The following is a 23,498-nucleotide window of genomic DNA, read 5'->3' as shown; positions in this document are numbered from 1 at the left end:
CGTCAAACCTTTGTCGCCAAATACCCGTCATCTGCTACGATAGTTGTAAAAACATGACGGGAGGGAATTAGCTCATGGCCGGCCTGAAATCCGCAAGCCAGTTGAAAAAGATGAGTCCGGCCAAGGGCAGCGAAAAGCCCGGCAGGCTTGCCGACTACTTGCTGGCCCGAGCTCCGGCCGAAGATGTCGCCGCCTACGACGTCATCGATCTCGAACGCGCTGCCGAACTCGCCGGCCGCGCTGTCGCCCGGCACAAGAAGGACGACTGCGTCGTTGCCATAGACGTCGATTCCGGTGTCGTCCGCCAAGGCCGGCCGATGACGGTGATCACCGTCGTCAACGACAACATGCCGTTCCTGTTCGATTCCGTCCTCGGTGAGATTACAGAGAGCGCCGGCGAGCCGCTGCTGGTTACCCACCCGGTCATCGTGGTCAGGCACGGCAAGAACGGCGTCGAGGAAATCCTCGGCGATGGCGGTTATGCCAAGGGCGAGCACAGCCATGACCGGCTGAGCGTCATCCATGTCCATATCGGCCGCCTTTCGGCCGAGCAGGCCGAAGGCCTTTCCGCACGCCTGACGAAGCTGCTCGGTCAGGTGCGCGCCGCCGTCATCGACTGGAAGCCGATGCTTGCCCGCCTCGACCAGGCGATCTCGGAATTCCGCTACTCGCCGGTGCCGCTCGACAAGGCCCATGTCACCGAGGCGATCGCCTTCCTCGAATGGCTGCGCGACGACAATTTCACCTTTCTAGGCATGCGTGAATTCAAATACACCGGCGGCGAGAAGAGCGGCATGCTCGAGCGTGCCGAAAAGCCCGGCCTCGGCATCCTTTCCGATCCCGACGTGCTGGTGCTCAGGCGTGGCACCGAAGCGGTGAGCACGACGCCGGAAATCCGCGCCTTCCTGCATGGGCCGGAACCGCTGATCGTCACCAAGGCCAACGCCAAGTCATCGGTGCACCGCCGCATCTACCTCGACTACATCGGCGTCAAGACCTACACCGGCAAAGGCGTGCTTTCGGGCGAGCTGCGCATCGTCGGACTGTTCACCTCGACTGCTTATACGCGCTCGGTGATGAAAATCCCCTATCTGCGCTCGAAGGCCGAAACCGTCATTGCCAAATCCGGCTTCAATCCCGGCGACCACTCCGGCAAGGCATTGATCAACGTGCTGGAGAGCTATCCGCGCGACGAGTTGTTCCAGGTTCCGGTGCCGATCCTGCGCAAGCATGCCGAAGCCATACTGGGATTGATCGAGCGGCCGCGCGTCAGGGCATTGGTGCGTGTCGACCAGTTCGACCGCTTCGTCTCCGTGCTCGTCTTCGTGCCGCGCGACCGCTACGACAGCGTCGTGCGCGAGAAGATCGGCACCTATCTGAAGACCGTCTTCGAAGGCCGGCTGTCGGCCTATTATCCGGCCTTCCCGGAAGGCGGGCTGGCGCGCGTCCACTTCATCATCGGCCGCTCCGGCGGCAAGACGCCGAAGGTCGAGCAGGCGACGATCGAGGCGGCGATTCGCGACATCGTACGGACCTGGGACGATGCACTGCGCGAGACCGCGACCGAGACCGGGGCCGACGCGAAGCTAACGGCCATCGCCTCGCGCTTTTCGGAAAGTTATCGCGACAGTTTCCCGCCGGCCGTGGCGCTGGCCGATGCCGGGCGCATCGCCAGGCTCGATGCGTCAAATCCGATCGCCATCGACTATTACCGTCACGCCGACCAGAAGCCGCATCAGGCGGCGCTGAAAATCTATCACCATGGCAGCCCGGTGGCGCTGTCGCGGCGCGTGCCCGTGCTGGAAAACATCGGTTTCCGCGTCATCAGCGAGCGTACTTTCGAGGTCGGCGACAATCAATCCGGCATGGTCTTCATCCACGACATGGAACTTGAGAACAGCTACGGCAGGCCGATCGACCTCGGCAATGGCGGCGCGCTGTTCGAGGACGCGTTCCTTTCCGTCTGGCGCGGCAATGTCGACAATGACGGCTATAACGGCCTCGCCCAGACCGCAGGCCTGTGGTCGGGCGAGATCACCGTCCTGCGCGCCTATGGCCGCTATCTGCAGCAGGCCGGTATCCCGCAGAGCCAGGACTTCATCGCCGCCGCACTCAACCGCTATCCCGAGATCGCCCGCGGACTGCATGCGCTGTTCGTCGCCCGCCTCGGCCCGACGGATGAGACGGAAGGCGTCGTTCAGGCCAAACATCTGAAGGCCAAGATCACGGATGCGCTGGAAGACGTTCCCAACATCGACGACGACACCATCATCCGACGTTATCTGAACCTGATCGAAGCCTCGCTGCGCACCAATCATTTCGTTGCCGATACGAAAGAGAAGGGCCAATCACTGGCGATCAAGCTCGATTCGCAATCGGTCGACGGGCTGCCGGCGCCGCGGCCATGGCGCGAGATCTTCGTCTATGGCTCCGAGGTCGAGGGCGTGCATCTGCGCTTCGGCCCGGTCGCGCGCGGCGGCCTGCGCTGGTCGGACCGTGCCCAGGACTATCGCACCGAGGTGCTTGGCCTGGTCAAGGCACAGCAGGTCAAGAATGCGGTGATCGTGCCGGTTGGCGCCAAGGGCGGCTTCTACCCGAAAAAGCTGCCGATGAGCGCCGGGCGCGACGCCATTTTCGAGGCCGGCACGGCCGCCTACAAGAATTACGTTTCCAGCCTGTTGTCGATCACCGACAATATCGGCCTGGACGGCGTCATCCCGCCAGCCGGCGTGGTGCGGCGCGATCAGGATGATCCGTATTTCGTCGTCGCCGCGGACAAGGGAACGGCGACCTTCTCGGACACCGCCAACGCCATAAGCGAAAGGCACGGCTTCTGGCTCGACGACGCTTTCGCCAGCGGCGGTTCGGCCGGATACGACCACAAGAAGATGGGCATCACCGCGAAGGGCGCCTGGGAAGCAGTCAAGCGGCATTTCCGCGAGATGAACCGCGACATCCAAACCACGCCGTTCACTGTCGTCGGCGTCGGCGACATGTCGGGCGACGTGTTCGGCAACGGCATGCTGCTGTCGGAGCAGACCCGGCTGATCGCCGCCTTTGATCATCGCGACATCTTCATCGATCCCGATCCCGACATGGCGGCTTCGATGGCCGAGCGCCGGCGTATGTTCGCTCTCGCCCGTTCAAGCTGGCAGGATTACGACAAGACGAAGCTGTCGGAGGGCGGCATCATCGTCTCGCGCAGCCAGAAGTCGATCACCTTGCCGGCGCCCGCGGCTGCGGCGATCGGCCTCGGCAAGACAACGGCCACGCCAGTCGAGATCATGAGTGCCATTCTCAAGGCGCCGGCAGACCTTTTGTGGTTTGGCGGCATCGGCACCTATGTCAGGGCATCGGGCGAGACCAACCAGGACGTCGGCGACCGTGCCAATGACGCGATCCGCATCACCGCGCTCGACCTGCGTGCCAAGGTCATCGGTGAGGGGGCCAATCTCGGCGTCACGCAGCGGGCGCGCATCGAATTCGGATTGAATGGCGGCCGCTGCAACTCAGATGCGATCGACAATTCGGGCGGCGTGAATTGCTCCGACGTCGAGGTCAACATCAAGATCGCGCTGGCTTCCGCCATGCGCAAGGGATCGCTGACCCGGCCGGCGCGCAACAAATTGCTGGCCGAGATGACCGATGAGGTCAGCGCCCTGGTGCTGTCCAACAATTACCAGCAGACGCTGGCGCTGTCCCTTGCCCGCAAGCGCGGCCTTGCCGACATCGCCCATCAGAGCCGTTTCATGGCGGCGCTGGAGGCGCGCGGACTGCTCGACCGTGCCGTCGAGACGCTGCCGTCGCCGGCGGCCCTTGCCGAGCGCGAGACGCGCGGCGAGCCGCTGACCAGGGCCGAGCTCGGCGTGCTGCTCGCCTATGCCAAAATCGTGCTGTTTTCCGACATCGTCGTCAGCGACGTGCCGGACGACCAGCATTTCGACCGCGACCTGATGGGCTATTTCCCGGACCGAATGGCGAAGAAATATGCGTCCGAAATCCACGGCCATCGCCTGCGCCGCGAGATCATCGCCCGTGTCGTCGCCAACGATCTGGTCAATCGCGGCGGTCCGTCCTTCGTCAACAGGCTGCAGGAAGCGACCGGGCGCAGTGCCGCCGATGTCGTGCGCACCTTCGCGGTGGTGCGGGACGGCTTTGCGTTGCCGGCGCTCTATCGCCAGATCGACGCGCTCGACAACCAGATCGACGGGCAGATCCAACTCGACCTCTATCAGGCGGTCAGCCGGCTGATCTTTATGACGAGCGGCTGGTACCTGAAGAATGATGCCGGCACCGCGCCGCTCGGGCAGCGGATCACCGAATTGCAGGATGCGCGCAAGGCGTTGGAGCCGAAGCTTGTGTCGCTGCTGCCGGCCTTCTCTCGCGAGCGGATCGAGGAGCGGCGGCACGGCCTGTCGAAGGGCGGCGCGCCGGAGAGTCTTGCCGAACAGCTGGCGCTGACCGACGTGGCGGAACTCATCCCCGACATCGCGCTGACGGCGCGGACGGCGAGTGCCGGCATCGTCGCTGCCGCCAAGGCGTTTTTTGCAGTCAGCGATGTCTTCCGCATCCCGCGCGTCGAGGACGCGGCGCGCTCGATCACGCCCTCGGATTATTACGATCAGCTGGCCCTTTCCCGCGCCACCGACACGATTGGGGCGGCCAGGCGCGGCATCGCCGTGGCGGCACTCACCGGCCATGCCGAGGCGGCGGATCCGGTGACAGCATGGTTGGAGGCCGGCGGCGAACGGGTCGGACGCATTCGCGAACGGCTGCAGGCGCTGACCGAGGGCGGCGACATCACCGTGTCCCGGCTGTCCGTGGCGTCTGGCCTGATGAGTGATCTGACGGCGCTGTGAGCAGTCTTCCACATCGCGCGGGCTTGCCGGGAAGAACTGCGCTATAGAGCGAACGGCGCGCTGCGTTGGGGCGCCCGGAGCATGATCGCGAACGTAACGATCGGCTTTTGGACAAGATCGTGCTCAACAAGAAGACGGAGCATCATCCCGATTCGATCGGCATGGAGCAAGCTCCAGCGGAGGGGACATGGCTGAGATGGCGGTGCAGCGTGCGTCGGGACGCGGTATCTGGGGATGGATGCTGTTCGACTGGGCGGCCCAGCCGTTCTTCACGGTCGTCACCACCTTCATCTTCGGTCCTTATTTCGTCTCGCGCATGGCCAGCAATCCCGAGACCGGGCAAGCGGCCTGGGGCTACGGCATCGCCGCCGCCGGCCTTGTCATTGCCGTTTTGTCGCCGGTCCTCGGCTCGATCGCCGATCAGACCGGACCACGAAAACCGTGGATAGGCTTCTTCGCCGCGGTCAAGATCACCTGCCTCACCCTGCTGTGGTTCGCCGCGCCCGGCTCCAATCTTTTTCTGGTCGTGGCGTTGTTCTCGCTGGCGTCGGTCGCGGCGGAATTCTCGACCGTGTTCAATGATTCGATGATGCCGCGCCTGGTGCCGAAGAGCGACATCGGTCGGATCTCGAACATGGCCTGGGGGCTTGGCTATCTCGGCGGCATGATCGCGCTGATCTTCGTCGTTACCGTCATGGCCGGCTCGCCTGAAACCGGCAAGACCGTCGTTGGGCTCGACCCGATCTTCGGCCTTGACCCCAGGCTAGGCGAGGACGCGCGCGCCACCGGGCCGTTGTCGGCGGCCTGGTATTTCCTGTTCATCCTGCCGATGTTCTTTTTCACGCCGGATGCGATCAAAGGCATTCCAATCGGGCCGGCGGTGCGCGAGGGCCTGTCGGAACTGAAGTCGACGCTGGCCGAAGTTCGCAAGCGCAGCGGCATTTTTCGCTTTCTCGTCGCCCGCATGATCTATCAAGACGGCGTCAACGCGCTGCTGGCGCTGGGCGGAACGTTTGCGGCGGCGATGTTCCATTGGTCGATCACCGAGATCGGCCTGTTCGGCATCATCCTCAACGTCGTTGCCATCGTCGGCTGCCTGGTTGCCGCACGCCTCGACACAGCACTGGGTTCCAAGACCATCGTGATGATTTCGCTGGTCATGCTGAGCATTGCCACGATCGGCATCGTCTCGACCGGCCCAGGCTATACGCTGTTCGGCGCCTGGGTGATGCCCGGACTGGATGGCGGCGGGTTGTTCGGCACGGCGGCCGAAAAAGCCTACATTTTCTACGGCCTGCTGATCGGGCTTGCCTTCGGGCCGGTGCAGGCATCGTCACGCTCCTACATGGCGCGCAGCGTCTCCGCAGCCGAATCGGGCCGCTATTTCGGCATCTATGCGCTGGCCGGTCGGGCAACGAGTTTTGCCGCACCCTTCATGGTGGCCACGATCACCCTGGCCAGCGGCTCGGCGCGGCTCGGCATGGCGGCGATCGTGCTGTTCCTCGGCGCCGGCATGGCGATCCTGATCGGCACGCCCTATCCGGCGGATCGGCCGGCAGAGTGAGCTGCTCTTCCCCTCTCCCACAGCGGGAGGGTAAGGCGTCCTAATGCCGGAAGTGCCTCACTCCGGTGAAGACCATGGCAATGCCGTGAGCGTCGGCGGCGGCGATGACGTCGTCGTCGCGCATCGAGCCGCCCGGCTGGATGACGGCGGTGGCGCCGGCTTCGATTGCCGACAAAAGCCCATCCGCGAACGGGAAAAAGGCATCCGAGGCGACGACCGAGCCCTTGGTCAAAGGCTCCGTCAGACCGGCGGCCTCGGCCGCGTCGAGCGCCTTGCGCGCGGCGATGCGCGAGGAATCGACCCGGCTCATCTGGCCGGCGCCGATGCCGACGGTGGCGCCGTCCCTGGCATAGACGATGGCGTTCGACTTGACGTGCTTTGCCACGCGAAAGGCGAATTTCAGATTGGCCATTTCGGCCGGCGTCGGCGCGCGCCGGGTCACCACCTTCAGCTCGAGATCATCCACCACCGCATTGTCGCGGCCCTGGACGAGCAAGCCGCCAGCAACCGATTTCAAGCCAAGGCCCGCGGCGCGCGGGTCGGGCAGGCCGCCGGTGACCAGCAGGCGTAGATTCTTCTTGACGCCAATGATGCGGATTGCATCATCGGACGCCTCCGGTGTGATGATCACTTCGGTAAAGGTCTTGACGATCTCTTCGGCGGTTGCGGCATCGAGGATGCGGTTCATGGCGACGATGCCGCCGTAGGCCGAGACCGGGTCGCAGGCCAGCGCCTTGGCATAGGCCGCTTGCAGCGAAGCGCCTTCGGCAACGCCGCACGGGTTGGCGTGCTTGATGATGGCTACCGCTGCGGAGCGGGTCGGATCGAACTCGCCGACCAGCTCGAAGGCGGCGTCGGTATCGTTGATGTTGTTGTAGGAAAGCTGCTTGCCCTGAAGCTGGCGTGCCGTGGCGACGCCCGGCCGCCTGTCGCCGTTGACATAGAAGCCGGCGCCCTGATGCGGGTTTTCGCCGTAGCGCATCACCGACTGCAGCCTGCCGCCGAAGGCGCGCCATGTCGGATGCTCGATCTCCAGCGCCTCGGCGAACCATCCCGAGATCGCCGCATCGTAGCTGGCGGTGCGGGCAAAGGCCTTGGCTGCCAACTTCTTGCGGAAATCCAGCGACAACGAGCCGAAATTCATCTCCAGCGCGTTGAGCACCGAGGCATAGTCGTCAGGGTCGGTGACGATGCCGACGTATGCGTGGTTCTTGGCCGAGGCACGGATCATCGCCGGGCCGCCGATGTCGATGTTTTCGACGATCGCGGCGTAGTCGGCGCCGGAGCGGCGCACCTCCTCGAATGGATAGAGATTGGAGACGACGAGATCGATCGGCTCAATGCCGTGGTCGCGCATCGCCGCGGCGTGCTCTGGATCGTCGCGCACGCCGAGCAGTGCACCATGCACCGACGGGTGCAGCGTCTTGACGCGCCCGTCCATGATCTCGGGAAAGCCGGTGAGCTCGGATACGTCGTGCACCGCCATGCCCGCATCGGCGAGGGCCTTTGCCGTGCCGCCGGTCGAGACCAGCTCGACGCCGGCCGAAGCCAGCGCCCTGGCGAAATCGATCAGGCCGGTCTTGTCGAAGACGGAGAGCAGCGCGCGACGGATGGGTACAAGGTCGGGCGCGGGAATATTCTTGGCGGCGACGGCCATGGGCTGGCGGCCTTTCCACGTGTGGTTGGAGAGCGTCCGCGGGCCGTAGCATATGAGGCCCGGAAATCAAGCCGCAAGGCTTGATCAGTGTCTGCCGTTGCCACCAGCTTCAGCTTTTTCCTGACGGCCGGCGATAATTGTCCGCGTCAGTTGCCAATGGACCTCGGGAATCTCCGAGGCCTTGAAGGCAAGCACGATCTGGCGGCTGCGGCGTGGGCCGCCAAGCCCGGCGAAATAGATCGATTCCTCGACCTCGGGTGCCACTTCGGTGGAGGTAAACACCCAGGTGTCGGCGTGGTCGGCGGTCAGCACCAGACGGTCATGCTCATCCTGGAGCACGTTTATGTCGGGATGGACATGGAAACGCACTGTAACGAAATCACGGCCATTGTTGCGGATAGAAGCGCCGCCCGGCCGCAGGAAGCGGTCCCTGCCGGCAAGCACATTGCCCTCGGTCGACAATTTCAGCTCGCGCTCATGCAGGAAGCCGAAGCGCGCCACATAGCCGTCATGGCGGGCGATGAAGCCCTGGCTGCCCTTCTGGTCGGTGCGCTTGCAAGGCACATGCTGCGGCCCGCCTATCAAAGGCGTGCCGAGCAGGTCGTTGACGCGCAAGGAGTGGTTGAAGCGCGCCGACGACGTGTCGTTGATGGTAGCGGTGGAGTGGGCGGCGGTGGCGCGGGCAAGCGGCCGGAACTCGGCGGCACCATAGGTGTCTATGCCGGCATTGACGATATAATGCTGGCGGCCCGACGACAATTCGAAGGCGAGGCATCCGGCGTGAGCAGCATTGGACACGTCGACGGGCGGCGGCGGGCCGGTATCGGCGATCACCGTGACACCACCCATCGACAGGCGCTCATAACCCGAATGCGGCGCGTGCAGCAGTGGTGCGCCGGCGGTGTCGTCGTGATGCAGGATGCTGGCGATGCGGTCGTGGATGGTGGCGCCCATGCCGTTGAAGCGGGCAAGGCTGCCATCCTGATGGCGAAAGAAGCGCAGTGCCGGCAGCATCCGGTCGATGGCGCCGATCAGGGCGGCCGGCGGTGTCTCGGCCTGATTGGCGTATGTCTGGCGCAATGGCAGAAGGTCGGCGAGGATTTCAAGCACGGTCATCGGATTACGCGAGATATGGCCGCCGTCAGGCAGGATCTGGCGGTCGAGCTCCTCGGCGAGATTGCGGGTGGCACCGCGCAGCGCCGAGGCCGGCGCCGGCAGCGACAAAGCGGCAAAGGCCAGCGCAATGCGGGCGCGCAGCCTGTCCTTGCCGTCCGGCATCTCGCGCACCATGGCGCGCAGATAGCGGATCTGGACGGCAAGCGATTTCAGGAACGCACGGTAGAACGGAAACTCGGCGCCCTGCAACACGATCGAGGAATGCTGCAGCCAGGCAATGACACGCTTGGCCGTCGTGCCGGGCTCCCAGGCGACGCCGGAAATATGGCTGCCATGGATTGCAATCCAGTCGGAAACCAACGCCCGCGCGTTGGCGGCGGCGAGCTCCGTGCTGGCGGCACGCATGTGGCGCAGCCAGCGAAAGCCATGCAGCGTTTTTTGCCAGCCGGGATTGGGCACGTCGATCTGGAAGGGCGATTTGCCACCGGTCTCGACCAGATGCCCCGAAAGCGGATAGCGGCCGTAATAGATCTCGAGCGCGATCTGAGGATCGGCGAGGCGCAGGTCCGGCGGGGCAATCAGGACGCGCTCCGGCGTGCGGCCGGAGTAGCGCCAGCGATAGAGTGGCCCGGCGCGCAAGCGCCGGCGCGTCTTGCGCCAGAACTCCCTCGCGACAAGCGTCCACAGACGCGTCGTGTTACCGGCAGCGATTGCCAAAACCCCTCCTGATCGTCCTCACCCAAGCACAAGTTTATATGATTCAAGAACTTGTGCGAAGGCGAATTCCGCGGCAGTGGGGCCGTTCAGCCTGTTTTCCATGCCTCCTCGCCCCAAGAAGTCGGATGGCGCTTCAAGATCGGCCCTTAGCCGGCTCTGCGCATGCGGGCGGCAAAGAAACCGTCCAGCCCGGAACGCGCCGGTGAGCCAAGCTCCAGATCGGCAGGCGTGGTGCGCAACGTGCCTTGCGGCGTCAGGAATGGGTCGATGCCGGCAATCTCGCCTGGCCGAAGCGGGTCGTCGATGATCTCCGCATTGCCGGCGAGAAAGTCGCGATAGAGCTCTTCGCCTTCCAGCGGATCGAGCGAACAGTTGGAAAAGACGATGCGACCGCCAGGCTTGACCAAGGTGATGGCGCGGGCAAGCAGCCGGCGTTGCAGGTCGGCCAATTTTTCGACGTCGACCGCCGTCTTCGTCCAGGGAACGTCGGGATGCCGCCGCACCGTGCCGGTCGAAGAGCAAGGTGCGTCGAGGAGGACGGCGTCGAAGCGGTTCTTCGGCTCGTATTTGAGCAGATCGGCCTCGACGATCTCCGCGGCCAAGCCGAGCCTTTCGAGGTTCTGCGTCAGCCGTGCCAGCCGCGTTCTGGACATGTCGAGCGCAGTGACATGGGCGCCGGCGAGGATCAGCTGGGCGGTCTTGCCGCCCGGCGCGGCGCAGAGGTCGGCGATTCGCAAACAATTGATGTCGCCGAACAGCCGGGCCGGCAGGCTGGCCGCTGCATCCTGAACCCACCAGGCGCCTTCCCCAAAGCCGGGCAGTTCGGTCACGGAAGCGCTGAGCTTCTCGACCCGCACCGTGCCGGTCGGTAAGACGAAGCCGCCGAGCCGTTCGGCCCACAGCGCCGGGTCCGACTTGACCGAGAAGTCGACCGGCGCCTCATGGCGGTGGGCGAGCAGTATCTGCCTGGCCTTGTCGAGGCCGTAGACCGTTTTCAAACGGTCGGAAAACCATTTTGGTGCCTCGTCGGTTGCGGCAATTGCGGTCGCGAGCTCGTCCTGCTTGGCCCGCGCCAGCGTACGCAGCACGCCGTTGACGAGGCCGGAAAAGCGCGCCGTGCGCGGATCGGACTTGGCGTGCGTCACGGCGAGGTCGACGGCGGCGCTGTCGGGAACATCGAGGAACAGGATCTGTGCCGCCGCCACGTGCAGGATGTGCGAAAGCGCCGTAGCGTTGGGCGGCAGCGGCTTTTCCAGGCGGCGGGCCAAAAGGCCTGATATGGTCATGCGGTAGCGCAGGGCGGTGACCAGAATGGCGCGCACCAGGGCGCGGTCGCGCAAGTCGAGCGCCTTGTATTGCGGATGGCCGTTCTCATGGTCGGTCAGCCCGTCGAGTGGCGTTCTCGCGTCGATGACTGCGGCAAGCAGGCGCGCGGCTGCCTTGCGCGCGGCGAGACCGGCTACGGCCTCGCTGCCCGAATTGTGCTCGCGATCACCTGGAATTGCGTGCCGGCGTTGTGCTGCGCTCACGACCACGGACCTTTGGGTCCGGTCGGATTGCGTCCCCAGGGATTGGGTCTCGGCTTGGCCGGCTCAACCGGCCCCTCGGGCCGGGCGGCCCTGTCCCACGGACCTGACGGCTGCTGCCCGGTCTCTTTCGGCGCCGGCTTTGGCGTCGCGGCCGCTTCGGGTGCGCCGGCCATCTCGCTCGCGATCCTCTGCAATGCGGCGATGCGGTTTTCTGTGCTCGGGTGAGTGGAAAACAAACTGTCCATGCGCTCGCCGGAAAGAGGATTGATGATGAAGAGATGGGCGGTTGCCGGATTGCGCTCGGCATCCGGGTTGCGGATGCGTTCGGCGCCCCGCGCGATCTTGTCAAGTGCCGAGGCCAGCCACAGCGGGTGTCCACAGATTTCGGCCCCGCGCCGGTCGGCCTCGTATTCGCGGGTGCGGCTCACCGCCATCTGCACGATCATGGCGGCCAGGGGCGCGACGATCATCGCCACCAGCACGCCGACGATGCCGAAGGAATTGTTGTTGTCGCGGTTGCCGCCGAAGAAGAAAGCGAAATTGCCGAGCATCGAAATTGCGCCGGCAAAGGTCGCGACGATCGTCATGGTCAGCGTGTCGCGGTGCTGCACATGGGCAAGCTCATGCGCCATCACCGCCGCGACTTCTTCATGTGAGAGCTGCTCGAGCAGGCCGGTGCTGGCGGCGACAGCGGCATTTTGCGGATTGCGGCCGGTGGCGAAGGCATTGGGCTGAGGATTGTCGATGAGATAGGTTCTCGGCATCGGCAGGCCGGCGCGTTGCGCGAGACCCTTCACGATGGCGTAATATTCGGGCGCGTTGCTTTCGTTGACCTCGATCGCACGGTGCATCGACAGCACCATCTTGTCGGCGTTCCAATAGCTGAACAAATTGGTGCCGGCGGCGATCAGCAAGGCGATCATCATGCCGCCGGATCCGCCGACCAGATAGCCGACACCCATGAACAGGGCCGTCATTGCGGCCAAAAGCATGGCGGTGCGAAGGGTGTTCATCGTCTGCTCCGTTCTGGCCCAACAAAGGGGTCGATCCTTGTGGGCCCATCGCTATATGATGGGAAACAGCGGTTCCCGTTTCAATCGGGGCCTGTTTCAATCTAGCGGAAGATCGCATGATCGACAAAACCAGCCAAACGCATGCTAACGGCTCGCCGCACAAGCCACTGACGCCGGCAGCCCGGCGCGCCTTGGCCGAGGCCGAGGCCCGGCGGGAGCAATATCGCGAGAAGGAAGCCACGCTGCCGAGGGAGATCGGTGGGCGCGGCGGCAAGGAACCCGGCCGCTACGGCGACTGGGAGGTCAAGGGCCTGACCAGCGACTTTTAGCCCAGGCAGGGTGCTGGCTAAGCAGGGTACCAGCTAAGCAGGCTGGGCGGCCCGCTCCGCTTCGATGGCAATCCAGCCGCTGGCATCGACGGCGACGCCGATCGCGTCATAGCCGGCGATGGCGGCATGCGGCGTCTCCAACGGATGCCGGTGCGTGGCGCTGATCACGACGACCGCGGCGCCCGCGGCCTCGGCTGCTGCTATGCCTGCCGGTGCGTCTTCGAAGACGAGGCAATCGCGCACGTCGACGCCGAGCCGTTCGGCCGCCAGCCGGAAGCAGTCGGGCGCCGGCTTGCCGCGGGAGACATCCTCTGCCGCAACGATCACGGCGGGAGCCGGAATGCCGGCGGCCTGCAGGCGCAGCAGAGCGAGTTCACGGGGCGCCGAAGTGGCGATCGCCCAGCTCCCGGGCGGCAGCGACGCCAGGAATGCCGCGGCGCCGGTAATCGGGTGGATGCCTTCGACGTCGGCTGCTTCGGCCTGCAAAAGCGCATCGGCTTCGCGGGCAGGATCGATCCCTGGGAGCGCCAGCCGGCCGATGGTCTCGATCGCCCGCACGCCGTGGATGGTCGGCAGGAATGCAGCGACGTCAAGACCTTGCCGGTGCGCCCAGGCTGCCCAGACCCTTTCCGCCGCGGCAATCGAATTGAGAATCGTGCCGTCCATATCGAACAGGAAGGCCGCGAATTTTCTGCCTGCAAACATCGGTTTTCCCGGGGTCATCTTGGAAGGATTATTTCGAAGGGAGCATATCGATCAACCGTAACGTTGCCGCGTCCGTATGGGAAGCCGCGAGACCTCGTTTTCGACGTTCGCAAGGAACCGCGCGCACTCTCCTGCGTTGACCAGCACTATCTTCCATGACGATCGCAGGGGAGGGCGATGCTGATTCGGCTCGGCTATGAAATTGGCATTGAATGCGTTGCACCAACGCCGGTCGTTTCATTGCTCGACATCCACGGGGATCGTCAGGCCGACATCAAGCGGCAGACGCGCGTACTGACGTCGCCATCCGTGCCGACCAGGGTCTACCACGATCTTTTCGGCAATAGCTGCCGCCGCTTCACGGCGCCGGCAGGAAGCTTTCGCATCCTCTATGACGCGGTGATCGAGGACGGTGGCGAGACGGATGAGGTCAACACGCTGGCCGGGGAAGTCCCGGTCGCGGAATTGCCGGACGAGGTGCTCGGCTATCTGCTTGGCAGCCGTTACTGCGAGACCGATCATCTCAGCGATCTCGCCTGGCAACTTTTCGGCCAGCTTCCGCCGGGTTGGGCGCGGGTGCAGGCGATCGTCGACTATGTCTACAACCGCCTGTCCTTTGGCTACGGCTATGCGCGCCCGACCCGCACGGCGGCGCAGGCGCATGAGGAGCGCGTCGGCGTCTGCCGCGACTTTGCCCATCTGGCGATCACGCTCTGCCGCTGCATGAATATCCCGGCCCGTTACGTGAACGGCTATCTTGGCGATATCGGCGTACCCGCCGATCCGGCGCCGATGGATTTCTCGGCGTGGGTGGAAGTGTTCCTCGACGGCAGATGGTACACGTTCGATCCTCGCCACAATGTGCCGAGGATCGGCCGCGTCGTCATAGCGCGCGGCCGTGACGCCACCGACGTGCCGCTGCTGCATAGTTTCGGCCCGCATCGACTCAGCCGGTTCAAGGTCTGGACGCACGAGCAGGAAGGCAATCTCTTCAAGCCGCCCTATCGCGGCGTCGACAAGACCGTCAGCGCACGGATGCTGGCATAGTCCTTTCACAGTCCAGATTTCCATCTCCCGCTACCGCGGTCGTGCTGAACCGGTTCGATACATCTCGTCTGTACCGGATTGGGACGCAGTCCAGTCGTCCTGAATTGCGAGCCTGATCATGGTAAGCGCTTTGTCAACAAAGCCGCGCTGACGCGACTTTCATTTACCGGCTGTTTACCTTGCCGTCGCTTGAAACCGTTTGGAAACAATGGCCTGAGCGAGAGCCGCTCGCTTTCTCGCGCCTGGCGGCGCGATCCGGCCGGATTCCTGCAATGCGCCTTCGGACAGCTGCAGGCTGTGGCGATGGAGGCGGAAGGAATGCAGCGTTTCGGGGGTCTTGTTCAGGCGATCGGCGGCTTTGCCGGGGATCGCAGCGGAAATTTCGCGGTGCTGTTTGGTATAATCAGCTCGGTGCTGGCGCTGAGTGTCGGCTTTGCCGTCAACGTGTCCCAACTCTACAATGTGAAATCGAGCCTGCAAGGCGTCGTCGACGCTGCGGTCACCTCGACGGCGCGCGACCTGACAACCGGCGTCATCAGCGAGGCCGACGCCAGCAAATCGGTGCAGGCCTTTCTCGATGCCAACAGCACGGCGGGTATCCTGCAGGACAACCAGATCGTTCTCGACAAGCTGACCGTCGACCGGACTGCAAACACGGTTCAGGCGGATGTCCATGTCAATGTCAGCTACTATTTCCCGCTTTTCGGCACGAGTGGCATGCAAAGCGTTCCCGCATCGACGATGGCGCTCTATTCGGACAAGCAGATCGAAGTCGCAATGATGCTCGATGTGACCGGGTCGATGGCCGGCCAGAAAATCATCGATCTGCGGACGGCTGCGGCGAATGCCGTCGACAGTTTCCTGGGCGGTCAGGACCCCTCCAAGCCACGAGTGCGGGTTGCCATCGTGCCTTACGCAAATTCGGTGAATGCGGGTACACTTGCGCCCAGCAGCGTCTATGTGGAAACCAGCACCAGCCAACGCAAACAGGCGCCGGCCAATGACGCCGTGCAATATATCTCGGGCTTCATCCGTCCGGACAATTGCGCCACCGAACGCAAGGGGATCTATCAATATTCGGACGCGGGCCCCGACGCCAGCATGGTCAACCGCGACTACCTGCTGTCGTCCTTCGCTTGGCAAACCGGCACCGCCGCCTGCCCGGCCGCCACGCTGATGCCGCTGACGGCGGATGCGACGGCGCTCAAGACGGTCATCAAGAATTTCGTCGCATCCGGCGGCACCGCCGGCCATATCGGCGTGCAGTGGACCTGGTACATGCTGTCGGAGAACTGGGGTAGCATCATGAGGACTTCGCAACGGCCGGCCAAGATGGATCCAAAAAAGGTCGCCAAAATCGCGATCCTGATGACCGACGGCGAATTCAACCTATCCTACTTCGATGCGAGCACGGTGAGCGACGTTTACAATGACGCCGGCAAGGAGCCGACCCGCACGGCCGCCAAGACACTCTGCGCTGCCATGCGCAACAAGGGCATTGAGATATTCACCATTGGGTTTGACCTAAACGAAACGAATGCCAAGGCGACGCTCCAGGATTGCGCCAGCCCGGACACCGCCAAGATCAAGCACTTTTATCAGGCGGCCAATGGAACCGAACTCAACCAGGCTTTCCAGGATATAGCGCGCAACGTCGAGATGTTGACCGTAACCAGATAGGGGACAACAGCCCAAAGGAAAAGGCCGCCGCTTCTTGCGAAGTCGGCGGCCTTCCGTGTTTCCGTCCATGGCGCGGCTCCTGGCGGCGACACTGGTCGCCAGCCGCGCATCTCGCGCCTTAACGGGAAGACTGCTTCCCGAAAGTGCAATCCGCTGAGGCCACGTTCTGGAAAACGAAATCACTCGACATCGGATCACCTCCTTTCGATTTGTTGAACACTCCCCCATGATGGGGTGTCACCCGGGAAATGGCAAGGCGCGGCATCCAAAAATCCTGAACAAGCGTGCTTGCGCACCCAGGCGGCTTGCGGCCGGCCGATCTGGCAGGCAAGATCGGGCCGCTATTGTTCCGGGCCACTATTTTGCCGGGTAAGGGAGGACGGGGATGGAGGCAGCCGAGAGAGCGGCCCGGATTGTTCGGACGGTCATCGAAACGATGAAGCCGGGTTTTGCGGTGAGGCTGTGGACGGGCGAGCGGATCGGCCCGGCTGCCGGCCCGGTGCTCACCATCAACGACCAGGACATCGTCTGGCAGATCGTACGTCGGCCCTCTTTATCGACGCTGATCGAGATGTGGATTGCCAAGGCGGTCGACGTCGAAGACGGATCGCTGTTCGATTTCTATGCCTTGCCCACGCACGGCAAGCTCAGGACGAAGCTCAAGACACTGCCGAAGCTGGCGATCCTGCGCGACCTGCCGGCGGTGCTGTTTTCGCGAAAACAGATGACGGCGCGAACCGATCTTTCCGGCCGCAATCCTTACGTCAGCGGTTCGAGCAAGGAGGCGATCCAGCATCACTACGACATTTCCAACGCATTCTACCGGCTCTTCCTCGACGAGCGCATGGTCTATAGCTGCGGCTACTTCAAGGACTTCGCCAACGATATCGATCAGGCGCAGAGAGACAAGCTCGACCATATCTGCCGCAAGCTTCGGCTGAAGCCCGGCGACAGATTGCTCGACATCGGCTGCGGCTGGGGAGCGATGCTCATCCATGCCGTGAAGAATTATGGCGTCGTCGGCCACGGCGTTTCGCTATCGGAGGCACAGACCGAGTTCGCCCGCGAACGCATCCGCGCTGAGGGGCTGGAGGATCGCATCACCATCGAGATAAAGTCCTATGCCGAGCTGTCCGGTTCCTTCGACAAGATCTCGTCGATCGGCATGTTCGAACATCTGGGGCTTGCCAACCATGCCGCCTATTTTTCGACCATCCATCGCCTGCTCAAACCCGGCGGCATCTATCTGCACCATGCCATCACCCGCCGCGACAAGGGCAGCATGAAGAAGACGCTGCGCAAGGGGCCGGAATTCAAAGCGCTGATCAAATACATTTTTCCGGGCGGCGAACTCGATACGATCGGCATGACGCTCGGCAATCTCGAGGCGCACGGCTTCCTCATTTATGACGTCGAAAACTTGCGCGAGCACTATGCGCGCACCTGCCGGCTATGGGCCGAGCGCCTCCACGCACGCTTTGACGAGGCCATCGCCGAGGTCGGCGAATCCAAGGCGCGGCTCTGGCTGCTTTATCTCACCGGCTGCTCGATTACCTTCGAACGCGCCTCGGCGCAGATTTTCCAGACCGTCGCCACCAGGCGCGCGCGCGGCCCAAGCGGCCTGCCGCCGACGCGGGCGGATTTATACTAATAGCTACAGGAGACGCATCGTGGCGCCGATCTCGACGCGGGCCGGTCGATCGACAGTGCAGTAGACGCCGAAATTATGGGCGTTGTGGCGGACCAGGCTGCGCAGGATTGCCGGGTCGTGGTCGAACCCGTCCTGGCCAATGATGGTGAAGCCGCAGCGGCGGCACGGCTCGGAGATGGTCAGGAGCAGGTCGCCGATCGCCAGCTTGCGCCCGATCCATTCGGTTTCGGGGAATGACCCCTCGATCTTCGGCATGTCGACGACGATGTTGGGGCGGAAGCGGCGCGGGTCGGCGGTGCCGTCTGGATGCAGCAACTTCAACTGCGCCAGCGAAGCGGTGGTCAGCAGATGAATGGGGGCTTTGACATAGCGTTCCGCCAGCAGGGGACCGGCGTATCCCGGTGTAGTATTCTCGCGGCGGAACGGCCGGATGGAGGCCGCAAAGCCGAGATAGGCGGAAATGGCGCGGTCGCTATCAGCGCCCGGTGCGGCTAGCCAGTCGCCATCCGGGACCGCAACCTCCAGTGCGCCGGCCGGCGACAGCCGGGTTCGGATGCGGGGCACCTTGTGCCATTTCACTTCGCGGTCCGGCCGTGCGATTTCATTGTTCGACGTGTCGATAAGACCAAACAGGCGGTCGCCTTCAACGGTATGCCGGGCGACCGAGATCGCCTGCTGGCGCTCGCCGGCGAGCGAGCTCGCGGGATAGCGCCAAAGCTCGGTGACGGCACCCAATATGGCTTGCATCAGCTCTTCTTGTTCTGCCGATTGGCGATCAGGTCGTCGACGACCGCCGGATCGGCCAGCGTCGAGGTGTCGCCGAGCGCGGCAAAATCGTCCTCGGCGATCTTGCGCAGAATGCGCCGCATGATCTTGCCGGAACGGGTCTTCGGCAGGCCGGGCGCGAACTGGATCTTGTCGGGCGAAGCGATGGCGCCGATCTCCTTGCGGACATGGGCGACGAGCTCCTGGCGCAATTCCTCGCTTGGCGTCTCGCCGGCCATCAGCGTGACATAGCAGTAGATGCCCTGGCCCTTGATATCGTGCGGGTAGCCGACGACGGCCGCTTCCGAGACCTTCTCATGCGAAACCAGCGCCGATTCGACCTCGGCGGTGCCCATGCGGTGGCCGGAGACGTTGATGACGTCGTCGACGCGGCCGGTGATCCAGTAGTAGCCGTCAGCATCGCGGCGGCAGCCGTCGCCGGTGAAGTACCTGCCCTTGTAGGTCGAGAAATAGGTCTGCACGAAGCGGTCGTGATCGCCATAGACGGTGCGCATCTGGCCCGGCCATGAGTCGGCAATACAAAGATTGCCGCTGGCTTCACCCTCCAGCACCTTGCCGTCACCATCAACCAGCTGCGGGTTGACGCCAAAGAAGGGCCGCGTCGCCGAGCCCGCCTTGAGGTGGGTGGCGCCCGGAACCGGCGTGATCATGATGCCGCCGGTCTCGGTCTGCCACCAGGTATCGACGATCGGCACCTTGCCGTTGCCGACAACGTTGAAATACCATTCCCAGGCTTCTGGATTGATTGGCTCGCCGACGGTGCCGAGCACGCGCAGCGACTTGCGCGACGTCTTGGTGACATGGGCGTCGCCGGCGCCCATCAGCGCGCGCAGCGCCGTCGGCGCGGTGTAAAAGATGTTGACCTTGTGCTTGTCGATCACGTCCCAGAAACGCGACTGCGACGGGTAATTCGGCACGCCTTCGAACATCAGCGTGGTGGCGCCGTTGGCGAGCGGCCCGTAGACGATGTAGCTGTGGCCGGTGACCCAGCCGACATCGGCGGTGCACCAGTAGACGTCCCCGTCGTGATAGTCGAAGACATATTGGTGGGTCATCGAGACATAAACGAGATAGCCGGCGGTGGTGTGCAGCACGCCTTTCGGCTTGCCGGTCGAGCCCGACGTGTAGAGGATGAACAGCGGATCCTCGGCGTTCATCTTCTCGGGCTTGCATTCGGCCTTAACCGTCGCGACCTCGTCATGGTACCAGACGTCGCGCCCGGCGGCCCAGCCGGTCTTGCCGCCGGTGCGGCGTACTACCAAGACCTTTTCGACTTTCGTTCCGGCCTTGGCGGCGATCTCGATCGCCTTGTCGGTGTTCTCCTTCAAGGGGATCGGCTTGCCGCCGCGCAGGCCTTCGTCGGCGGTGATGAGGAAGGTCGACTTGCAGTCGTCGATGCGTCCGGCCAGCGCGTCCGGCGAAAAGCCGCCGAAGACCACCGAATGAATGGCGCCGATGCGCGTGCAGGCGAGCATCGCATAGGCGGCCTCCGGGATCATCGGCATGTAGATGGTGACGCGGTCGCCCTTCTTGACGCCGTGCTTCTTCATCACATTGGCGAGGCGGCAGACATGTCCGTAAAGCTCGTTATAGGTGATCTTCCTGTCGTCGTAGGGATTGTCGCCTTCCCAGATGATGGCGGTCTGTTCGCCGCGCTTCTTCAGATGCCGGTCGATGCAGTTCCAGGAAACGTTGGTCTGGCCATCCTCGAACCATTTGATTGAGACCTTGCCGTCGAAGGACGTGTTCTTGACCTTGCTGTACGGCTTGAACCAGTCGATGCGCCTGCCGTGCTTGCCCCAGAACTTGTCCGGGCTCTTGACGCTGTCGGCGTACCATTTCAGGTAGGTGTCATTGTCGATCAGCGCGTTCTTCTTCCACGCCGGCTGGACGCGATGGACATGAACATCGGACATTTCTTCGCCTTCCTCCCGAAACCAAACCGCCGGCTTGACTGCCGGCAGGATCGCAGCGTTGCGGCCGCGAATTCGCGCGCATTATTAACAGTTCGGCGATGACGGCAACATTAGACGTTGGATTTGCGCGGCGGGATGCCGCAGGTCCCTTCCCGGGTGGTGTCAGCACTCTAGCGAGACGGCTGCTAACCGCATGTTTTTGCGGCAGAAATCTGGCTCGACCGCAGAAATATCAATAGACGATTAAGCAAATGGGGTGCACAATTTCAGGCTGGGAGGAAAGAGAATCAACCAGGGGACCGCAATGCGCGACCATTCCGAAATGGACCTGATGCTCAAGGGCTATGGCTTGACCACGGCCAAGATTCTTTATCACTTTCCCGATCATCCGCATCTGCTGCAGAGCTTCATCTGGCAGGATTACGACATCGCCCCGAAATTTCCGGTGCTTATCCGCTTCATCGAGTTCTGGCAGGCCAAGCTCGAAGGCCCGCTGCATTCAGTCAGCTACACGCACCAGAAGCTGATCGCGCCGAACGAATGGCGCAAGGTCGACGGCGAGTTCGTGCTGCATTAAAGCACGCGGGCGGCAGCCTGGGAGCCGCCGCCCAGCTTTTGGAGCGTCAGACGGCGGGCGGGTTCAGCCGGGCAAAACCCTCCTGCCGGCGATAGGGAAAATACGGGTAGGGTGCGGTGACCTCGCTTGCCGTGTCCAAGATTTTCATCTGATCCGGGGTCAGTGACCATCCGACGGCGCCGAGATTCTGGCGCAACTGCTCCTCGTTGCGCGCGCCGATGATGACGGAGGCGACGGTCGGCCGCTGCAGCAGCCAATTGATGGCGATCTGCGGTATGGTCTTCCCGGTTTCCTCGGCGACAACATCAAGCGCGTCGACGACCCGATAGAGATGCTCGTCGTCGACGGGCGGTCCGAAGCTTGCCGTGTCGTGCAGCCGGCTTTTCTCGGGCAGCTTCTGGCCACGGCGGATCTTGCCGGTCAGGCGGCCCCAGCCGAGCGGGCTCCACACCAGCGCACCGACGCCCTGGTCGAGGCCGAGCGGCATCAACTCCCATTCATAATCGCGCCCGACCAGCGAGTAATAGACCTGGTGGGCGACGTATCGGGGATAGCCGTATCTGTCCGCCAGGCCGAGCGACTTCATCACTTGCCAGCCGGAAAAATTGGAAACGCCGACATAACGCAGCTTTCCGGCGCGCACGAGCCTATCCAGCGTCGATAGCACCTCCTCGATCGGTGTTGCGGCGTCGAACGCGTGCAGCTGCAGCAGGTCGATGTAGTCGGTGCCAAGACGCCTCAGTGCGTCCTCGACGGCCTTGATGAGGCGCGAGCGGGACGAGCCGGCGTCGTTGGGACCGTCGCCCATCGGCAGCGAGGTCTTTGTCGAGATCAGTACGGCATCGCGGCGGCCCTTCATCGCTTCGCCGAGCACCTGTTCGGAAGCGCCATTCGAATAGACGTCGGCGGTGTCGAACAGGTTGACGCCCGCCTCCAGGCAGATGTCGACCAGCCGCCGGGCTTCCGTCGCATCGCTGTTGCCCCAGGCGCCGAACAGCGGCCCTGACCCGCCGAAGGTTCCAGCGCCGAACGAGAGCGCCGGGACTTTCAGGCCCGATGCGCCAAGATTTCGATAATCCATCTGTTTCTCCTATGGTGTACAAGGGTTCTTCGAGTTGCTACGAGCGGGCGGGTGCCGGTTCACCGAGCGTTGGGCGATCGAGGCGTAGCGCCAGCGCTGCCACGGAAAGCGCCGAGAGCGGCAGCAGGGCCGCGACCCAGGTGACGGCGCCGAGGCCGGGGCCATGGGCGATGACCACGCCGCCGAGCCAGGCGCCGGCCGCATTGCCGAGATTGAAGGCGGCGATGTTGAAGGACGAGGCGAGGCTCTGGCCGGCGCCTTGTGCCTTTTCCAGTACCCACATCTGCAGCGGCGCCACGGTGGCGAAGGCGGCGGCGCCGAGCAGGCCGACATAGATGACGGCCATAACCTGGCTGTGCAGGGCCAAGGTCATGGTGCCGAGCACCAGCGCCAGCACGACGAGACTGCCGAGAACGGAAGGCACCAGCCAGCGGTCGGCGAACTTGCCGCCAGCGAGGTTGCCGGCGATGAGGCCGCCGCCGAAGACCAGCAGGATCGGCGACACCGCTGCTTCCTCAAAACCGGTGATCTCNGTGATCTCGGTCAGCAACGGGGCGATGTAGGTGAAGACGGCGAAGACGCCGGCATAGCCGAGCACGGTGGTGGCAAAGCCAAGCAGGACGGGCGTGCGGCCGAGCACGGCGAGATCGGCGCGCAAATTGCTTTGCTCAGGCGCTGTCTGGCTGCGCGGCACCAGCAGCAGGATGATGGCGAAAGCGACCATGCCGACCAGGGTCACCGCCCAGAAGGTCGCGCGCCAGCCGAAGGCCTGGCCGAGCCATGTTCCGAAGGGGACGCCGAGGATGTTGGCGATGGTCAGGCCGGTGAACATCAGGGCGATCGCCGATGCCTTCTTGTTGGGCGCCACCAGCCCGGTCGCCACGACCGAGCCGACGCCGAAGAAGGTGCCGTGGGCGAAGGCGGTGAGCACGCGCGCACCCATCAGCGTCCAGTAGTCTGGGGCCAGCGCGCACGCGAGGTTGCCTAGCGTGAAGATTGCCATCAGCGCCAGAAGCACGGTCTTGCGCGGCCACCGGCCGGTGGCGATCGTCAGCAGCGGCGCGCCGATGACGACGCCCAGCGCATAGCCGGAAATCAGTTGACCGGCAGCTGAGATCGAGACGCCGAGATCGGTGCTGACGTCGAGCAGCAGGCCCATGATGACGAATTCGGTGACGCCAATACCGAAGGCGCCGGCGGCAAGAGCGTAGAGAGCAAGAGGCATGGCGGTTCCCACTTCGATGACGGCCAGTTTCGACGACGGGCGCCGT

16 protein-coding genes are annotated in these 23,498 nt (G+C 63.8%); 7 read left to right on the top strand and 9 right to left on the bottom strand.

Features of this window, described 5'->3' with window-relative positions; translation table 11 throughout:
• Nucleotides 1-74 precede the first annotated feature (74 nt).
• Both X760_RS57320 and X760_RS57315 read left to right on the top strand, forming a co-directional pair.
• On the top strand, nt 75-4,859 hold the full coding sequence (locus X760_RS57320) for an NAD-glutamate dehydrogenase (RefSeq protein WP_023719734.1): 4,785 nt from the start codon (nt 75-77) through the stop codon (nt 4,857-4,859).
• A 187-nt stretch (nt 4,860-5,046) separates the two neighbouring features.
• Nucleotides 5,047-6,423 carry an MFS transporter gene (locus X760_RS57315; RefSeq protein ID WP_023719732.1) on the top strand — a complete coding sequence of 459 codons (1,377 nt, stop codon included), beginning with the start codon at nt 5,047-5,049 and terminating at the stop codon, nt 6,421-6,423.
• A 40-nt stretch (nt 6,424-6,463) separates the two neighbouring features.
• On the opposite strand, the gene purH is transcribed toward X760_RS57315, so the two are convergent.
• The 4 genes from purH to htpX form a co-directional block, all read right to left on the bottom strand.
• Nucleotides 6,464-8,080: a bifunctional phosphoribosylaminoimidazolecarboxamide formyltransferase/IMP cyclohydrolase gene (gene purH / locus X760_RS57310; protein WP_023719731.1), complete on the bottom strand. Its 1,617-nt coding sequence runs from the start codon at nt 8,078-8,080 to the stop codon at nt 6,464-6,466.
• An 84-nt stretch (nt 8,081-8,164) separates the two neighbouring features.
• Nucleotides 8,165-9,913, bottom strand: a complete 1,749-nt coding sequence (locus tag X760_RS57305) for a heparinase II/III family protein (protein ID WP_023719730.1) — start codon at nt 9,911-9,913, stop codon at nt 8,165-8,167.
• 146 nt (nt 9,914-10,059) lie between these two features.
• Nucleotides 10,060-11,448, bottom strand: coding sequence for an RsmB/NOP family class I SAM-dependent RNA methyltransferase (locus X760_RS57300; protein WP_023719729.1), 1,389 nt, complete (start codon nt 11,446-11,448; stop codon nt 10,060-10,062).
• The gene (htpX, locus tag X760_RS57295; protein WP_023719728.1) at nt 11,439-12,455 is read right to left on the bottom strand and encodes a zinc metalloprotease HtpX; all 1,017 of its coding nucleotides are present in this window, start codon (nt 12,453-12,455) and stop codon (nt 11,439-11,441) included. Before htpX ends, X760_RS57300 begins: the two co-directional genes overlap by 10 nt.
• A gap of 116 nt (nt 12,456-12,571) precedes the next feature.
• Between htpX and X760_RS57290 the strand changes: the two genes are divergently transcribed.
• A complete protein-coding gene (locus X760_RS57290) occupies nt 12,572-12,784 on the top strand; it encodes a DUF1674 domain-containing protein (protein WP_023719727.1) in 213 nt (70 codons plus the stop codon).
• A gap of 33 nt (nt 12,785-12,817) precedes the next feature.
• Here X760_RS57290 and X760_RS57285 read toward each other — a convergent pair whose 3' ends face one another.
• Nucleotides 12,818-13,489: an HAD-IA family hydrolase gene (locus X760_RS57285; protein WP_023719726.1), complete on the bottom strand. Its 672-nt coding sequence runs from the start codon at nt 13,487-13,489 to the stop codon at nt 12,818-12,820.
• Nucleotides 13,490-13,666: 177 nt separating this feature from the next.
• On the opposite strand from X760_RS57285, the gene X760_RS57280 reads away from it, so the two are divergent.
• The 3 genes from X760_RS57280 (at nt 13,667) to X760_RS57270 (ending at nt 17,867) form a co-directional block, all read left to right on the top strand.
• Nucleotides 13,667-14,536, top strand: a complete 870-nt coding sequence (locus tag X760_RS57280; protein WP_023719725.1) for a transglutaminase family protein — start codon at nt 13,667-13,669, stop codon at nt 14,534-14,536.
• Between the two features lie 318 nt (nt 14,537-14,854).
• Nucleotides 14,855-16,216 carry a pilus assembly protein gene (locus X760_RS57275; protein WP_023719724.1) on the top strand — a complete coding sequence of 454 codons (1,362 nt, stop codon included), beginning with the start codon at nt 14,855-14,857 and terminating at the stop codon, nt 16,214-16,216.
• A 385-nt stretch (nt 16,217-16,601) separates the two neighbouring features.
• Nucleotides 16,602-17,867: a cyclopropane-fatty-acyl-phospholipid synthase family protein gene (locus tag X760_RS57270; protein WP_023719723.1), complete on the top strand. Its 1,266-nt coding sequence runs from the start codon at nt 16,602-16,604 to the stop codon at nt 17,865-17,867.
• Nucleotides 17,868-17,870: 3 nt separating this feature from the next.
• Here X760_RS57270 and X760_RS57265 read toward each other — a convergent pair whose 3' ends face one another.
• Nucleotides 17,871-18,614, bottom strand: coding sequence for an MOSC domain-containing protein (locus X760_RS57265; RefSeq protein WP_023719722.1), 744 nt, complete (start codon nt 18,612-18,614; stop codon nt 17,871-17,873).
• Nucleotides 18,614-20,569, bottom strand: coding sequence for an acetate--CoA ligase (acs, locus tag X760_RS57260; RefSeq protein WP_023719721.1), 1,956 nt, complete (start codon nt 20,567-20,569; stop codon nt 18,614-18,616). The genes X760_RS57265 and acs overlap by 1 nt, the downstream gene beginning before the upstream one ends.
• 304 nt (nt 20,570-20,873) lie before the next feature.
• Here acs and X760_RS57255 point away from each other — a divergent pair, with 304 nt between their 5' ends.
• A complete protein-coding gene (locus tag X760_RS57255; RefSeq protein WP_023719720.1) occupies nt 20,874-21,146 on the top strand; it encodes an usg protein in 273 nt (90 codons plus the stop codon).
• Nucleotides 21,147-21,192: 46 nt separating this feature from the next.
• Here the strand turns inward: X760_RS57255 and X760_RS57250 are convergent, their stop codons facing one another.
• Complete coding sequence (locus X760_RS57250; protein ID WP_023719719.1) at nt 21,193-22,227, bottom strand: aldo/keto reductase; 1,035 nt, start codon at nt 22,225-22,227, stop codon at nt 21,193-21,195.
• Between the two features lie 37 nt (nt 22,228-22,264).
• Entirely contained in the window at nt 22,265-23,452 is a 1,188-nt protein-coding gene (locus tag X760_RS57245) for an MFS transporter (protein WP_023719718.1), read from the bottom strand.
• Between the last annotated feature and the right edge of the window lie 46 nt (nt 23,453-23,498).

The sequence above is a fragment of the Mesorhizobium sp. LSHC420B00 genome, assembly GCF_000503055.1.
Classification (GTDB): domain Bacteria; phylum Pseudomonadota; class Alphaproteobacteria; order Rhizobiales; family Rhizobiaceae; genus Mesorhizobium.
The sequence above is the reverse complement of the archived record's forward strand: the minus strand, read 5'-3'. Positions and strand labels throughout refer to the sequence as shown.